The organism is Wolbachia endosymbiont (group A) of Norellia spinipes (assembly GCF_964273535.1).
Genome location: NZ_OZ187006.1, coordinates 703068 through 716684, shown reverse-complemented (window position 1 = coordinate 716684; position 13617 = coordinate 703068). Strand labels below are relative to the sequence as shown.

Genomic DNA, 13617 nt, shown 5'->3' with positions numbered 1-13617 from the left:
TAACAAGCAGCAGGATGACGGTTGTCAGGGTGTCAGCTACTTAGATGAAACCCTTTTCCGGTGGAGATCACTATCAAATCACATAAGAGAAAACTAAGACCAATCACATTTTTTATCTTGCGGTTTTATTTGCAATATTGCTACCACACTGATCAACAAGCAGAAGACTATATAAAGCCCAGCAGCAAGGTTTGTTTGAGGAAATGTTACAGTCAACCAAATACAAACCATAGGAGTAAATCCTCCATGTAACGCATAAGAGATGTTGCGTGATAAGCTCACACCACTAAATCTAACATTGGTGGGAAAGAGTTCAGATGCAACTATTCCTATGGGAACTATACCTCTTTCTATTATAGAAAGAGCCATTACACTAAGCATAATTATAAGGTAATTTTTGTAGTAATATGCAATAGATAACGCAGGACAACATAGTGCCATTGTAATTGCTATAAATAAGATTGCAGTGCGCTCTTTTCCAACTTTATCAGCCAACATTCCAAACGCTATTGAAGATATCGGCATTAATACACTGGTTATAATGAGCACAATTTCGTTGATATATGTCGTTACATACACATCCACTGATGCTATTTCCTTTGCGAGTGTTCGAAGAAATATGGTAAATCCGACAGCAACATTAACAGGTACAGATATTAAAATAGCAAGTATAAGAGCTCTCTTGTGGCGCTTTATAAGCTCTATTATTGGCAAATCAGGTAAATTTCTTTGTTTTCGATTTTTTTCATATGCTGGAGTTTCTCCCAATGTGTATATGCTATACGCGCTAATTAATCCTAAAATAGCTGAGAAAACAAATGGCAATCTCCAACCCCAGGTACAAAAATCAGTAGTTTTTTTGCAGATAATTACTATCACCGCAGAAAGCAAGACACCAATGGAGCGACCACAGCCCATTATTCCAAAATACATTCCTAAGTTCTCTTTCCTACTGGATAAATGTTCTATAAGATAAACAGAACTTCCCTGTTCACCACCAAGTGCAATTCCTTGTGCCACATGGATTGCAAGAAGCAATATAGTAGAAATTATACCTACTTGATTGTGACTTGGAATAAATGCAATGAGACTTGATGGTATCGATATTAGCAAGATAGTAATTATTAATGCTATCCTTCTTCCATACCTGTCACCAACGTGACCAAATATGAATGCACCAAGTGGCCTTACAATTGCACCTAGCCCTACAATTCCAAATAATTGCAGTATGTTACTGTAGACATCTTTTGCAAAACAAAACTCTCTGCTAATTATGTTAATCAAATCAGTGAAGAGCATGTAGTCATACCATATTGCGATTCTGCAGAGTATGGTTGATATCAATACCCTTGTTTGGTGATTATCCACTAAATTTAATTCGTAAATGTTTGCTTATTCTATTCTGGCTGCTTTTTGGGATTTTGCAACCTAAGCATGTGAAGTTGACTGTTTTATTATGGTGTGTGATAATTGAGATTGTTAAAATTTAGGTATTCACTGACCGTTCTTGTTATAAACACCAGAATAATAAGCTACTGATATTCTCCATCTTTTTTATCTTTAATCCATCATAGCTAGCGATGCAACAAAGCCATTCCAGTGTCCGCTACTCAAATGACATGGTGAGGCGTCATCCTGCTGCTCCTTTCTTGTCATCCCGCTAACAAGTAGCGGTATGACGATTGTCAGGATGTCATCCTAGTAGTGTGACACTGGTTCACTCTATAATGATTTCATCCCAGCGCCCTCTTCTTGTCATCCAAGTAGCTGACGCTGGTTCCTTTATGACGGTTTCAGCTCAGTGCCTTTGTTACTTCTTTTTCCCATTCTCATTTACTTCTTGTGCTTTCGCTCCATCTACTTGAGTACTAGGTAATGCTACATATGTAATACTACCAGCTACGAGTGCAGATGCTAATGCTATACCAATCATTACTAACATCTCTAACCTAACTGTACGTCCAAGTGCAGTAAATGCTATCAGTCCAGCAGCAAGACCCATACCAACAGTAGCGGTGTACCGTGCTCCATTGCCTTGTTTTGGTTGCTCAGTTGTTTTGTTTTTAGCTTCTAGTGCTTGTTTTTCTTGATCGAATTTAGCTTGTAATTCTGTTTTTTCCTGCTCAGCTTTCAGCTTTTCAGCTTCTAATTCTTCGCCTTTCTTACTTAATTGTTTTTCTAATTCTGTTTTTTGCGTATTAGCTGCACCCAATTGAGTTTGTAAGTCTGTTTTTTCCTTCTCTATCTGCTCAAGTTTATTTACTTTTTCTTGCATTTCATTTGATAGTTCATTTTTAGCTTCAGTTTTTAGCTTTTCGGTTTTTAGTTCAGCTTTTGCAGCCGTTATTGTTGCTTGATCAGCTTTGAGTTCAGCTTTTGCAGCCGTTATTGTTGCTTGATCAGTTTTCAGTTCAGCTTTTGCAGCCGTTATTGTTGCTTGATCAGCTTTGAGTTCATCTTTAGCTTCAGTTTTTATTGCCTCATCAGCTTTAAGTTCATCTTTAGCTTCTGTTTTTAGTTTCTCTCTGAATGCACTTACTATGTTTTCTGAAGTTTCTTCCTCTTTACCTTCCAACACTCCTTTAAGGAAAACTCTCAGCTCTTCTTTTTTTGTAGCATCCAGATTATGACCATTCTTATCTAAAGCACCCAAAATCCCTGCTAATCTTTCAAATCCTATCATAACGAACCTCAATATATATAATTAACATTACATAATACCTTTAGAACCTAAGGTCAAGTAATATTTTTATTATAGCATAGAAAATTTATGTTCGTAAACAAAAAATTTTGGCGTAAAATTGCCGTATTTACTTAATTGTGCTATAGCTAAAGTAATTTAGGTTTATCGACAATCGTCATCCCGCTGCTTGTTAGCGGGATCTATGCTAAGAGATACCGCGGCGGTATGACGGTTAAGTATCCTGCTACGTGTTAGCGGCTTAGATACCGCGAATGAATCGCGGTATGACGGTTCGTGGTGGTATGACGATAACCTCGTCATCCCGCTACTTGTTAGCGGGATCTATGCTAAGAGATACCGCGGCGGTATGACGGTTAAGTATCTTGCTACGTGTTAGCGGCTGAGATACCGCGAATGAATCGCGGTATGACGTTGCTAGCTTAAGGTTTAAAATTGAGAAATATTTATGTTAAAAGAAAAATACGGCTTTAAAGAAGTTGAAGACAAATGCAACATATTATGGGAAGGTAGTAAAGTTTATAAATGGAATGGTGAAAAGGATAACACTTTCACTATAGACACACCTCCACCAACAATATCGGGTAAATTGCATATCGGCCATATATTTAGCTATTGCCACACAGACTTTATTGCAAGGTTTCAGCGCATGCTGGGAAAAGATGTGTTTTATCCAATTGGGTTTGATGATAATGGGCTCCCCACTGAAAGATTGGTTGAACAAACCTATAAAACCCGTGCAAAAGAAGTTGGCAGAGAAAAATTTATAGAGATGTGCCATGAAGTTATTGAAAAATCAAAGCAAGAATTTAAGGAACTATTTAAATCGGTCGGCATTAGTTATGACTGGAGTTTGGAATATCACACGATCAGCAAGGAAACTGTGACACTTTCTCAAATGTCGTTTATCGATCTATATAATAAAGGGTATGCATATAGAAAAATGCAACCTATTCTTTGGGATCCGGTTGATAAAACCGCAATTGCGCAAGCAGAAATAGAAGATAAAGTTTTTGAGTCATCCTTAAACACGATAGTTTTCTCTACTCACGAAAATGAGCAGATCAATATTGCAACTACGCGACCTGAGTTACTTCCCGCATGCGTTGCAGTTTTTTGCCACCCAGAGGATGCACGCTATACCCATCTGATTGGCAAAACAGCCGTAGCGCCAATAACAAAGGAAAAAGTTCCAATAATAGCTGATGATAAGGTTAAAGTAGATAAAGGCACTGGGCTTGTTATGTGTTGTACATTCGGTGATGAGCTCGACATATATTGGCAGCAAAAGCATAATCTGCCGATGAAAATTATCATCGATCAGGATGGGAGGATGAACCTGCATCCACCACATGGTCAGAAGGAAAGAGCATGGATCCCAGTGTCTGGGCACTGGGATGACACCATAGGTGGCACTGGAATCCAGGAAATAGAAGAATGGATCCCAGTGTCTGGGCACTGGGATGACACCATAGGGGCTACTCGGATGACAGGAGAAAGGGCTACTCAGATGACAAAAGAAGACGTCATTCCACCACACCCCGGCGTCATTCCAGCGCGTGACGCTGGAATCTACAATGAAATCAATGGATTGAAAGTTACAGCAGCAAGAAAGAGGATGATCGAAATCCTAACTGAGAAGGAGTTACTAATAGAAAGCACTAGCATTTCTCATTCTGTTAAGTGCGCAGAAAGGTCTGGTGCACCACTTGAGATATTGCCTACTTATCAATGGTTTATCAAGACCTTAGAGCAAAAAGCTCAAGTATTAGATAAAGTAAAAGAATGCAATTGGCATCCAAGCAATATGCGTAAACGCATGGAAGTGTGGATAGAAGGGCTAAATTGGGACTGGTGCATCTCAAGGCAGCGCTATTTTGGTGTGCCATTTCCAGCGTGGTATTCCAAACGTAAGGGAGAAGAAGGTAAAATTATTCTAGCTGAGATAAAGGACCTACCTATAGATCCACTCAAAGATTTGCCAAAAGGGTATAGCAAAGAAGAGGTTATCCCAGATCAAGATGTAATGGATACCTGGGCCACAAGTTCAATTACTCCTCAACTAAGTGCACTGGCAGTAAACAGTGAGTTTAGCTTACCAAATCATCGCTATAATACAATATTTCCTGCAGATCTGCGCAGCCAGAGCCATGAGATAATAAGAACTTGGGCTTTTTGTACTATTTTAAAGGCACATTATCATGCAGATTCTTTACCTTGGAAAAACATTATGATCAGCGGTTGGTGTTTAGCCGATGATAAGAAAAAGATGAGTAAATCAAAAGGTAACATCATCACTCCTCATGTAATACTTGAAACTTATGGAGCTGATGTAGTACGCTATTGGGCAGCGAACTCAAGGCTTGGAGTTGATACAGTCTACTCTGAAAATATATTTAAAATTGGCAAGCGCCTAGTTACAAAACTTTGGAACGCTAGCAAGTTTGTTTCCATGTTCATGGAAAAGCATCAAGTAATGAGCATAAATTCTGCTCACGAGACAATAGATAAGTGGATATTGTCTAAGTTATACAAAGTTATAGAAAGAGCAACGAATAACCTATTACAGTTTGAATACTGCGAAGCTTTGGGCGTAATAGAGGAATTTTTTTGGAAGGATTTTTGTGATAACTACTTGGAATTAGTAAAAAAACGCGCGTACGGAAGCAGTGAAGCAACCTTAAGTGCAAAACAAAGCTTGGCGTATGTGTTAAATGTTATTTTGCGGTTATTTGCACCTTTTTTGCCTTACATTACAGAAGAGATATACCACCAGTTGTATAGTTATAATTCTGTACACAATCAAAGTAATTGGCCAAAATTAGAAGAGCTTATCTACGATAAATATTCAGAGGAAATGGGAGACAATTGCGTGCAGATATTAAACATTATCAGAAAGATAAAAGCAGATAATAATGTATCAGTTAAGCATTTGATAAAGAAATTAGTGATAAAAGCAGATCTACGAGAGGACAAATTGAATCAATCCGCGCAGAATGACCTACAAGCAGTTTGCAATGCGGAAATGATAGAGTGGATGCAGTCTGAGCTTGAAACTGAAGACGGGAAATACATAGTGAATATAGACTTATACTGATTTGTATAGCTTTACTTCCCTTGACATTTATGCTATTATAATACTTTAGTTGTGAAGGAATAATAATGGGGGATTTATATAATAAAGCCAATGCACCATATCTTATAGCTGGTGCTTTTGCTACTTTGGTATTGCTTGCATCTGGGACACTTGCTGTTGCCCCTTATGTTGAGTTCTTGTCTTCAGTTACAGTCTTTAATGTAGCTCTTCCTGTTGCCTTGAGTTTATCTATACTATCTACTTTGATACTCGCACTTTCATGCAAGATGATTAGTAATAATAAGAAAATAGAGGTTGAGAAAAATAAATTTGCTGAAAAAGAGCAAGAGTTAGAAAGCGTAAAACAACAATTTGAGAGTAAGGTACAAGAGTTAGAAAATAAAATAACTCTAGGAAAGGAAGCTGAAGAAGCTGCAAACAAAGAAGTGAAGAATCAATTAAATAAATTAACTCGAGAAAAGCAGGGTTTAGAAAGCGAAATTGAAAGGCTAAATGAGGAAATAGAGTGGTTAAAGAAACAGTTAGAATCACAAGAAGAACTATATGATGAATCAGGAGAAGAACTGTATGATGAATCAGAAGGAAAAGGGGGAGATGAAAATAAAAATGAGGAGTTAGAAAAAAAGATAACAAAAGAAATAGAGGATCTAAAGGCATCCCTCAATATGACAAGTAGAAATATTGGTTTACATAAACAAAACAAAAAGCACTCATCTGAAAATTCTAATATTGATAAAACTCTTTTTAATAAAGCTCTAGAAGCGGAAAAGAAGTTCAACGAAAATATTAACAAGTACGAGGAAACGCTAAGCATGCTGGAACGAATTTTATTACAAGAAAATGCAGTACAAGAAGCAACTAATTCGGGAGTGTTAAATTTTGGTCTTAGTGAATTTCCTAATTTGCCTATGTAGCCCCTCTATGGGATTGGTGGTGTAGATTATCCTCCTAACTGGACCAGAATACTTAAAATAACCAGACAAGTTTTCCCAATTATTCTGCCAAGATTTTATAACCATAGGGTACTTTGTGCCCCATTTTTCATCCAATTCCAACAGATAATTCTCGGCAATTTCCTTGCTTGAAGCTTGATATACCTTCTTTAAATCGCTCAAAAAACTCTTCGCATCTTTACTGGCCACATACTTCAGTGAGTTGCGTATCTGATGCACTATACACATCTGCACTTCCGCATTAGGAAAGACACTGTTTATAGCTGCAGGAAAGCTTTTCAGCCCATCAACGCAGGCAATAAGGATATCTTCTACTCCTCTTTCTTTGAGGTCATTTAGCACTCCCAACCAGAAGTTAGCTCCTTCACTTTCAGCCAAATAAAAACCTAATACTTCTTTTTTGCCATTTTGATCTATGCCTAATATGTTATACATGCATTTACTTACGCAATGCCCGTCCTCTTTGACTTTAAAAAACCATGAAAACTATCGGATATACAGACTGCAGCGGGCGACTACGCCATTCGTTGATTACTGGTAGCAATTTGTCAGTAATACTTGATATCTCTGCCACCGATATTTTGTGATCATAAATTTCCTCAACATGTGACACTATATCTCTATAGCCCATACCACTGGCAAATGTGCTCAAAATCTTCGTTTCAAGCTCTGGATGTAAGTTTGTTTGCCTTTTTTTGACTATTTGTGGTTCGAAACTTCCTTCCCTATCTCTTGGCGTCAAAAGCTCAAATGACCCTGCGCTTGTACGTAAAGTCTTTGCATTCCTCCCATTTCTTCGATTATTCTCTTCGCTTTCAGCCGACAAGTGGTTTTCTATTTCACCTTCCAGGCTTACCTCCAGCAACTTTTTTATAAACGGTGTTAATGCTCCATCTCTTCCTGTCAACGGTCTTCCTTCTCGTATAGACGACAGGATATTTGTTTCTAATTCTTTATAATCTACCAAACCGGTAGTTCTGTTTACTACTTTCTGACTCATTGTCAAACCTCCATTTTTTTATATCAATTTATTACTTTTTTTTCGGTTTGACACAGTTTATTTAACACTCCCTTTGTTGTGCAACTTACTTTAGTATGAAATTGCTTGCGTAAGATTTTGGCAGCCTCTTAACATTTTTTGGCATTTCAATTACGTATTTAACGTTGCGTTTTTTTGCGTAGAATACTGCTTTTTCAAGAGAATCAAACTTTAATACAATCTGTTTTTTTGGATCTTTTGAGCCAACCCACCCCATTAAAGGTTCAATGTAGTAAGAACCAGATTCAATTTTTAGGTGCCAGAGATTTGTATTACCTAAACCAGATTGTGTTGCAGTTTTTGTTGGTTTATAAATCCTAAAAACTACTTTATCATCAATGCCCATAGTTCTTGTTAAATAAGCTTAAATATACATCTAAATAAATCCTTTCACAAACAATTAGTATGAAAGAATGAAGTTTGAAATAAATATTTTTATGTTATATTATTATTAAATTATATTAAAAGGATTAGCTGAATAGGAGTAATCGATGACGCAACAAGAAATAGTAACAATTAATGCAGAGTTACGTGATATAACAAAAACAAAAGCGATGCATTCTCTAAGGAAGAAAGGAAACATCCCTGGAATCATATATGGGAAGGGTCATGATAATGTAAATTTAACATTGTCTGCAAAGGAATTCACGAAGCAATATAAATCAGGCTCTCTTTCTGCACATTTGATAGAGCTGAATATTTCGGGCAAAAAGGAATATGCTCTTGTTCGCGATATCCAATTGCATGTAGTAAAGGATACTGTGCAACATGTTGATTTTCAATTTGTTGATAAAGGCAGCGAAATTAAAATAGACATACCTCTATCATTTGTGAATGAAAGTAAAGCTCCAGGGATCAAGTTAGGTGGAGTGCTTAATGTTTTGTGTCGTTCTATTGCTGTTAAATGCTCTCCTGATAAAATACCTCAGGTTATTGAAGTTGATTTATCCGGTAAAATGATTGGCCAGTCTATACATATTAATGATGTAAAATTACCAGAAGGTGTTAAGTTTGTAGCTCATGAAGAAGAAAATTTTACTATTGTTACAATTTCTGCTGCCGATAGTGACGTTGAAGAACCTCAAGCAGAAACAGAGTAATAGTGCATCTGATAGTTGGACTTGGTAACCCTGGTGGTCAATATGAGTTAACTCATCATAATATCGGCTTCATCGTAGTTGATAAAATTTACAAATATTGGAATTTCCAGTCGTTTTCTAAAAAAGCCGATTATCTAATAACCTCTGGCATAATTAATGATAATAAAATCATGTTAATAAAGCCTTATTCATTTATGAATAATTCAGGCATCCCTGTTGCAAAAATACGAAACTTTTACAAATTATCGCTAGATAATATCGTTGTCATACACGATGACGCTGATTTGGAAATTGGAAGAATAAAAATAAAGAAAGGTGGTAGCTCTGCTGGACATAATGGACTTAAATCCATAGATAGTTTTATTGGTAATGATTATTGGTGCTTGAGATTTGGAGTGGGTAGACCTGAAGATGAAAAAAGCTTAGCAGATTATGTATTATCAAAATTTTCAAATTTTGATAACGTTACTCCCTTAGTGGAAAAAATAGCAAAAAATATACACTTAATGCTGCAAGGAGATAATACAGCTTTTATCAATTTGATTGTATAATATTATGAAACACAAAACTAAATTTCACACAATTAAAATAACAGATTTCTTGTACTACCTCCCAAGCCACAACTGTCATTCAGTGGAAACAAAAAACTTCCTTGACAAACTCCGCCAGCCCCCTTATTATGACAATAAGGGTATTTATGACTCAAAACTTGTTTTTGACCTGCAGGCTCAATGACAAAATTCAGTAAAAAACTTAGGGTATTTTTTGGCGGATTACATAAAATTATAGCGGCTGCATGTCTTTTAAATTTTTTCTACATTCAGCCAAATCGCGCTTATTTTAAGCGTTAGCACATTATTACAGCGCCAGTTTAAATTATTATAGGGTCAAAACTCGCACCACGGGAGTTCTTTGTCTTTTTTTTCGTTTGGTAAATTTCTTAATATTTATGGCTTGGGTTAGTTACAAATTAAGAGCAATATTCACTAGGGAGGATGTCATCCGAGTAGCTTGACTACTTGGATCCAGGAAAGTTTGCTTGTGAGCAAGCAAACTATAGCTAACCCAAGTAAGGTTTCCCCGAGTGCTAAAATCAATAGCCGAATTGATATCGGGCCAAAAGTTCTGCAGAGCTTTTCTTATGGCATGCTTGATGGCAAACCATAACTTTTCAATTGGATTTAAATCCGGCGAGTATCTTTGTCTTTGCACATATTGCCAAATTTTTCAATTATCTTTTCTCTTGATTATCTTCTCCATAGTCATTTTTTTCTCGTCTACTACTTTCAAAACACGTTCCCTCAGATCCTCACTTTGGCATCATTCTACCTTATCTAAAGCCATTTTATACCTTTTTATCCCTTCTGGGGTAACCTTTTTTCAGTTAGCTATATAACCCTAATTATGAATTAACAGACAGTAGAATCGAAAGATTATTACAAGGAAAAGTCTACACAGATCGACCTTTTTGTGAATCTGCGTTTCTGCTTTCTTCAACTTGTTTTGCAAAAGATGTTTCCTGTTTGCTGATATGCTGAAGTGGCTTAGCAATTTCGCGCACAACGGCAGTAACTGCTGTTAAAAATGTTTTTAACAATGCACCTAAAGCTCCACCAACTGCTTCCCTGCCATATATATGAGCTTGCTTTTCGTTATCGTCAGCAGTTTCTCTTGCTCTCCTTCTTGGATCCATCCTATGAGCAATCACCGAAAACAACACTCCCCTGATTGAAGACTTCACTCGTTTTTTTGCTTCATCATCATGTGCTGTTTCATGTCCATGACTTAAGTGTTTAGCGTTCATTAGCTCCTTTTGTTGCTGGGCAAACATGCTACTTAATACTTCTTCTATTGCTTGCTTCCTTCTTTTCTCTCTAACCCTTTTCATAGATTCTGATTTATCGCGAGTATGCTTTGTGGTTTCAAATTCTGCATCAATATCTTCAGACGCAGCCTGACTATATAAAGTCTCTATGAGCCTGTCTATGCTTCGCTTTATTTGCATAGTCCTTTCGTAACTATCCAAATTATCAATTCCTTCGTCGATCTGATTTAGAATATCCTCAAAAACTTTTAAATAGTCTTGAATATACTGTATTATGTATTGCTTATCTTCCTCTTTGTATTGTTCTTCTTGATTTTCATTTTCTAAACTTCTCTCTCTTCTGTCATTGTTATTTTCTTCAATATTACCACCGTCTTCCTCGAAAAGGTTTTCGTCGTTCATGATTTTTTTTAATTTAGTTAAAATTCTCACCAGTTACTATTGTATATGAAAAAATTAAATTAACATTAATGAAAAGCGTTTACAACTTCAGCACTCGCTAAAATTACAGTAAAACTGTCAAAAGCAGCGGGGTCATAATATCTCTCATACAGTTCAACTGAACACCGTAATCTGATCTTTTCCTTAGTGTTAAAATTAATTTCATAATCATTATTAGAGTTTAATATAGCAGAATTACGTAATAATTCATCAGCTAATACAGAGTCTAAAATTCCATTAATTTTTATCGTAATGTGTCTGCTTCCAGCACAATCGAGCACTTTTCTCCAGCCAAAAGAAGAAATATCTTTCACCTCTTCTCTGTTATTACGCAAAGTAAACCTTAGGTTTCGTATATTATTTAACACAATAAAATTATTGTCATGATCTTTAATTTTTAGCTGTAATTTGCTCATTATCGCCTCCTTTCATTAAAATATCAAAATTAATTGTTGAATGTAAAATTTCATCGCGCTGACTAATAGCACAATTACTTTCCAAAATAGTTTCATTATCAGAATATTTAATACTCTTAAGTATCAAGTTAATATGCCTTATAATGGCAAACATACTGCCTATATGATGGGTATATATGTCGCATGAAAATCTTGCCTTTGTAGCAAAATTGGACAGCATGTGCAGATTATTATAATTCACTACATGCAATCTCAGGTAAGGAATGGTGACCTGTTTAGGTAAGTAGTCATAAATGTTAGTAACATATTTCCTTAAATCAGAGTTTGCTTTTAGTGCTGCATAAATACTATTGTACAACTCGTTTATAGCTTGAATTTTTTCCATGATTAATCCTCGAAAGATATATAGCTAAAACATAAGCAGCGTTTCCCGATACAAACTCGTCATCCCGCTGCTTGTTAGAGGGATCTATGTGAGATACCGTGACGGTATGACGTAGGACTGCTGTCATTCCGCTACGTGTTAGCGGCTGAGATACCGCGAATGAATCGCGGTATGACGGTATTTATCTCGTCATCCCGCTGCTTGTTAGCAGCCGAGATACCGTGACTGACGTAGGACTGCTGTCATCCCGCTACTTGTTAGCGGGATCTATGTGAGATACCGTGACGGTATGACGTAGGTAGCCCAGTTTGGATGACAAGAAAGAGCTACAAAACAACCTTTGGTTCGCGAAATGGAGAATACACCTTCTTCACTTCAGACAAATGGCTACTTACCCCCGATTCACGATCTTTGTAAATAGCAGAAACATGCCGCATAATACCTAGTTTTATCTGCTCAGGAACATTGTCACAGCCAGCCTCGTATACAACATCAACTCTTATTGCATTCAAATAATTGAAAAACTCAACGTAGCCCCCTACATCACTAAAATAATACTTAAGTGTTCTCTTCTCTTGACCTTTAGACATCATTGCAGTAGCCAATACTATCTTACTCACAGGGCCATAGCTTAAATAGATCCTACGAGGTACATAATCTTCATATGAAACTTGCCATGTTTGTTTCACCAGTGACTTTTCCATATGCCACTCAGCATAATCAGTTGCCATAAAAATTAGATCTGAAATCAACTTATCATCTTGATCGTTCTCAATGCGTAAAAAAGATTTAACCTCTTCTAAAGTAACTGGAAAAGATTCAGGCTTAGATTTACGTTGCACATGTATTCTTGGTGAAGTAGATCTTGTTGACATGATAACCCTCCTTATAAATATATTTTTGTCATTCTAACGCTCCTTATTTTGTCATCCCAGCACCTTCTTCTGTCATCCCAGTGTCACGCACTGGGATGACAAAAAAAGGAGCACTGGTTCCTTTATGACGGTGTCATCCAAGTGGCTGACACTGGTTTCTTTATGATGGCAGTGCTTGACACTGGAATCCAGCCTTTCACTGTCAAAGATGTTATTTTTAATATAAGGTTAGTCACTTTCGTGCTCACCAACTTAATCTCTAATCAAAATTTCTGGATCCAAGTAGTCATGGCACTGGGATGACATCTTTGTGTTTGAGGCAAAACCGGCTATAATATTTCTTCGCAAACAAATGTTCGTACAGAGCTACTTTCATGACACCACGATTATGCTATAAATTCTTTATCGTATGAATATATTAAGAAGAGAACGTATTAAAGCTGTTTCTCCTTTTTTATTGATAAAATTTGAACTTATAGCATATTCAACTAGGCTGGATTTTAGTAGATTAAAATTTTGAGAATGAATATTATTGAAGATGGAGTTTAACTCTTTAGCAAGCAGACTGCAAAATTTTTGCACACTGTCATATGCGATATTTTCAAGTTCATGTGCAAATTTATCTTGAGCTATAGTTGTTATATCTTCAATTTCCTTATTAAACTCCTCTAGCTTTTTTTCGTTATTTTTAAAATTTTTCGTAAAAGTTTTCATATCAATTAAACTCAACTACTATTATGATTATAATGATAATGAAAAACTACCGAAGTAAAAAATTCACACTA

At 36.4% G+C, this 13617-nt stretch carries 12 protein-coding genes and 2 pseudogenes; 4 read left to right on the top strand and 10 right to left on the bottom strand.

Going from position 1 to position 13617, the window contains the following annotated elements; genetic code table 11:
- Positions 1–93: 93 nt before the first annotated feature.
- Positions 94–1368 (bottom strand): MFS transporter, encoded by a 1275-nt coding sequence (locus ACFZP3_RS03555; RefSeq protein ID WP_386086862.1) that lies wholly within the window; start codon positions 1366–1368, stop codon positions 94–96.
- A gap of 442 nt (positions 1369–1810) precedes the next feature.
- Positions 1811–2683, bottom strand: coding sequence for a hypothetical protein (locus tag ACFZP3_RS03550; RefSeq protein WP_386086861.1), 873 nt, complete (start codon positions 2681–2683; stop codon positions 1811–1813).
- A 466-nt stretch (positions 2684–3149) separates the two neighbouring features.
- On the opposite strand from ACFZP3_RS03550, the gene ACFZP3_RS03545 reads away from it, so the two are divergent.
- A complete protein-coding gene (locus ACFZP3_RS03545; protein ID WP_386086860.1) occupies positions 3150–5798 on the top strand; it encodes a valine--tRNA ligase in 2649 nt (882 codons plus the stop codon).
- 65 nt (positions 5799–5863) lie between these two features.
- Positions 5864–6712: a hypothetical protein gene (locus tag ACFZP3_RS03540; protein WP_386086859.1), complete on the top strand. Its 849-nt coding sequence runs from the start codon at positions 5864–5866 to the stop codon at positions 6710–6712.
- Here the strand turns inward: ACFZP3_RS03540 and ACFZP3_RS03535 are convergent.
- Together ACFZP3_RS03535 and ACFZP3_RS03530 are read right to left on the bottom strand one after the other, a co-directional pair.
- Positions 6677–7751, bottom strand: a pseudogene (locus tag ACFZP3_RS03535) (IS256-like element ISWpi15 family transposase); the annotation flags it as partial. The gene ACFZP3_RS03540 and the pseudogene ACFZP3_RS03535 overlap by 36 nt on opposite strands.
- 85 nt (positions 7752–7836) lie before the next feature.
- Positions 7837–8136: an ETC complex I subunit gene (locus tag ACFZP3_RS03530; RefSeq protein WP_253309377.1), complete on the bottom strand. Its 300-nt coding sequence runs from the start codon at positions 8134–8136 to the stop codon at positions 7837–7839.
- A 145-nt stretch (positions 8137–8281) separates the two neighbouring features.
- Between ACFZP3_RS03530 and ACFZP3_RS03525 the strand changes: the two genes are divergently transcribed.
- Positions 8282–8890: a 50S ribosomal protein L25/general stress protein Ctc gene (locus tag ACFZP3_RS03525; RefSeq protein ID WP_250295275.1), complete on the top strand. Its 609-nt coding sequence runs from the start codon at positions 8282–8284 to the stop codon at positions 8888–8890.
- Between the two features lie 2 nt (positions 8891–8892).
- Positions 8893–9441: an aminoacyl-tRNA hydrolase gene (pth, locus tag ACFZP3_RS03520; RefSeq protein WP_386086858.1), complete on the top strand. Its 549-nt coding sequence runs from the start codon at positions 8893–8895 to the stop codon at positions 9439–9441.
- Between the two features lie 544 nt (positions 9442–9985).
- On the opposite strand, the pseudogene ACFZP3_RS03515 reads toward pth, so the two are convergent.
- From ACFZP3_RS03515 to ACFZP3_RS03490, 6 genes and pseudogenes are all read right to left on the bottom strand, one after another.
- A pseudogene (locus tag ACFZP3_RS03515) lies at positions 9986–10087 on the bottom strand (IS630 family transposase); the annotation flags it as partial.
- A gap of 253 nt (positions 10088–10340) precedes the next feature.
- Complete coding sequence (locus ACFZP3_RS03510) at positions 10341–11117, bottom strand: hypothetical protein (RefSeq protein WP_386086857.1); 777 nt, start codon at positions 11115–11117, stop codon at positions 10341–10343.
- A 65-nt stretch (positions 11118–11182) separates the two neighbouring features.
- The gene (locus ACFZP3_RS03505) at positions 11183–11572 is read right to left on the bottom strand and encodes a phage tail tube protein (protein ID WP_182159821.1); all 390 of its coding nucleotides are present in this window, start codon (positions 11570–11572) and stop codon (positions 11183–11185) included.
- Positions 11547–11957 carry a DUF3168 domain-containing protein gene (locus tag ACFZP3_RS03500; protein ID WP_386086856.1) on the bottom strand — a complete coding sequence of 137 codons (411 nt, stop codon included), beginning with the start codon at positions 11955–11957 and terminating at the stop codon, positions 11547–11549. The genes ACFZP3_RS03505 and ACFZP3_RS03500 overlap by 26 nt, the downstream gene beginning before the upstream one ends.
- 326 nt (positions 11958–12283) lie before the next feature.
- On the bottom strand, positions 12284–12832 hold the full coding sequence (locus ACFZP3_RS03495; RefSeq protein ID WP_386086855.1) for a head-tail connector protein: 549 nt from the start codon (positions 12830–12832) through the stop codon (positions 12284–12286).
- Between the two features lie 402 nt (positions 12833–13234).
- Positions 13235–13546: a hypothetical protein gene (locus ACFZP3_RS03490; RefSeq protein ID WP_386086854.1), complete on the bottom strand. Its 312-nt coding sequence runs from the start codon at positions 13544–13546 to the stop codon at positions 13235–13237.
- Positions 13547–13617: the final 71 nt, after the last annotated feature.

Excerpts from the sequence above, each read along its gene's own strand:
- ACFZP3_RS03550 (WP_386086861.1), bottom strand. The coding sequence starts at position 2,683 with ATGATAGGATTTGAAAGATTAGCAGGGATTTTGGGTGCTTTAGATAAG.
- ACFZP3_RS03545 (WP_386086860.1), top strand. The coding sequence starts at position 3,150 with ATGTTAAAAGAAAAATACGGCTTTAAAGAAGTTGAAGACAAATGCAAC.
- ACFZP3_RS03540 (WP_386086859.1), top strand. The coding sequence starts at position 5,864 with ATGGGGGATTTATATAATAAAGCCAATGCACCATATCTTATAGCTGGT.
- ACFZP3_RS03530 (WP_253309377.1), bottom strand. The coding sequence starts at position 8,136 with ATGGGCATTGATGATAAAGTAGTTTTTAGGATTTATAAACCAACAAAA.
- ACFZP3_RS03525 (WP_250295275.1), top strand. The coding sequence starts at position 8,282 with ATGACGCAACAAGAAATAGTAACAATTAATGCAGAGTTACGTGATATA.
- ACFZP3_RS03510 (WP_386086857.1), bottom strand. The coding sequence starts at position 11,117 with ATGAACGACGAAAACCTTTTCGAGGAAGACGGTGGTAATATTGAAGAA.
- ACFZP3_RS03505 (WP_182159821.1), bottom strand. The coding sequence starts at position 11,572 with ATGAGCAAATTACAGCTAAAAATTAAAGATCATGACAATAATTTTATT.
- ACFZP3_RS03500 (WP_386086856.1), bottom strand. The coding sequence starts at position 11,957 with ATGGAAAAAATTCAAGCTATAAACGAGTTGTACAATAGTATTTATGCA.
- ACFZP3_RS03495 (WP_386086855.1), bottom strand. The coding sequence starts at position 12,832 with ATGTCAACAAGATCTACTTCACCAAGAATACATGTGCAACGTAAATCT.
- ACFZP3_RS03490 (WP_386086854.1), bottom strand. The coding sequence starts at position 13,546 with ATGAAAACTTTTACGAAAAATTTTAAAAATAACGAAAAAAAGCTAGAG.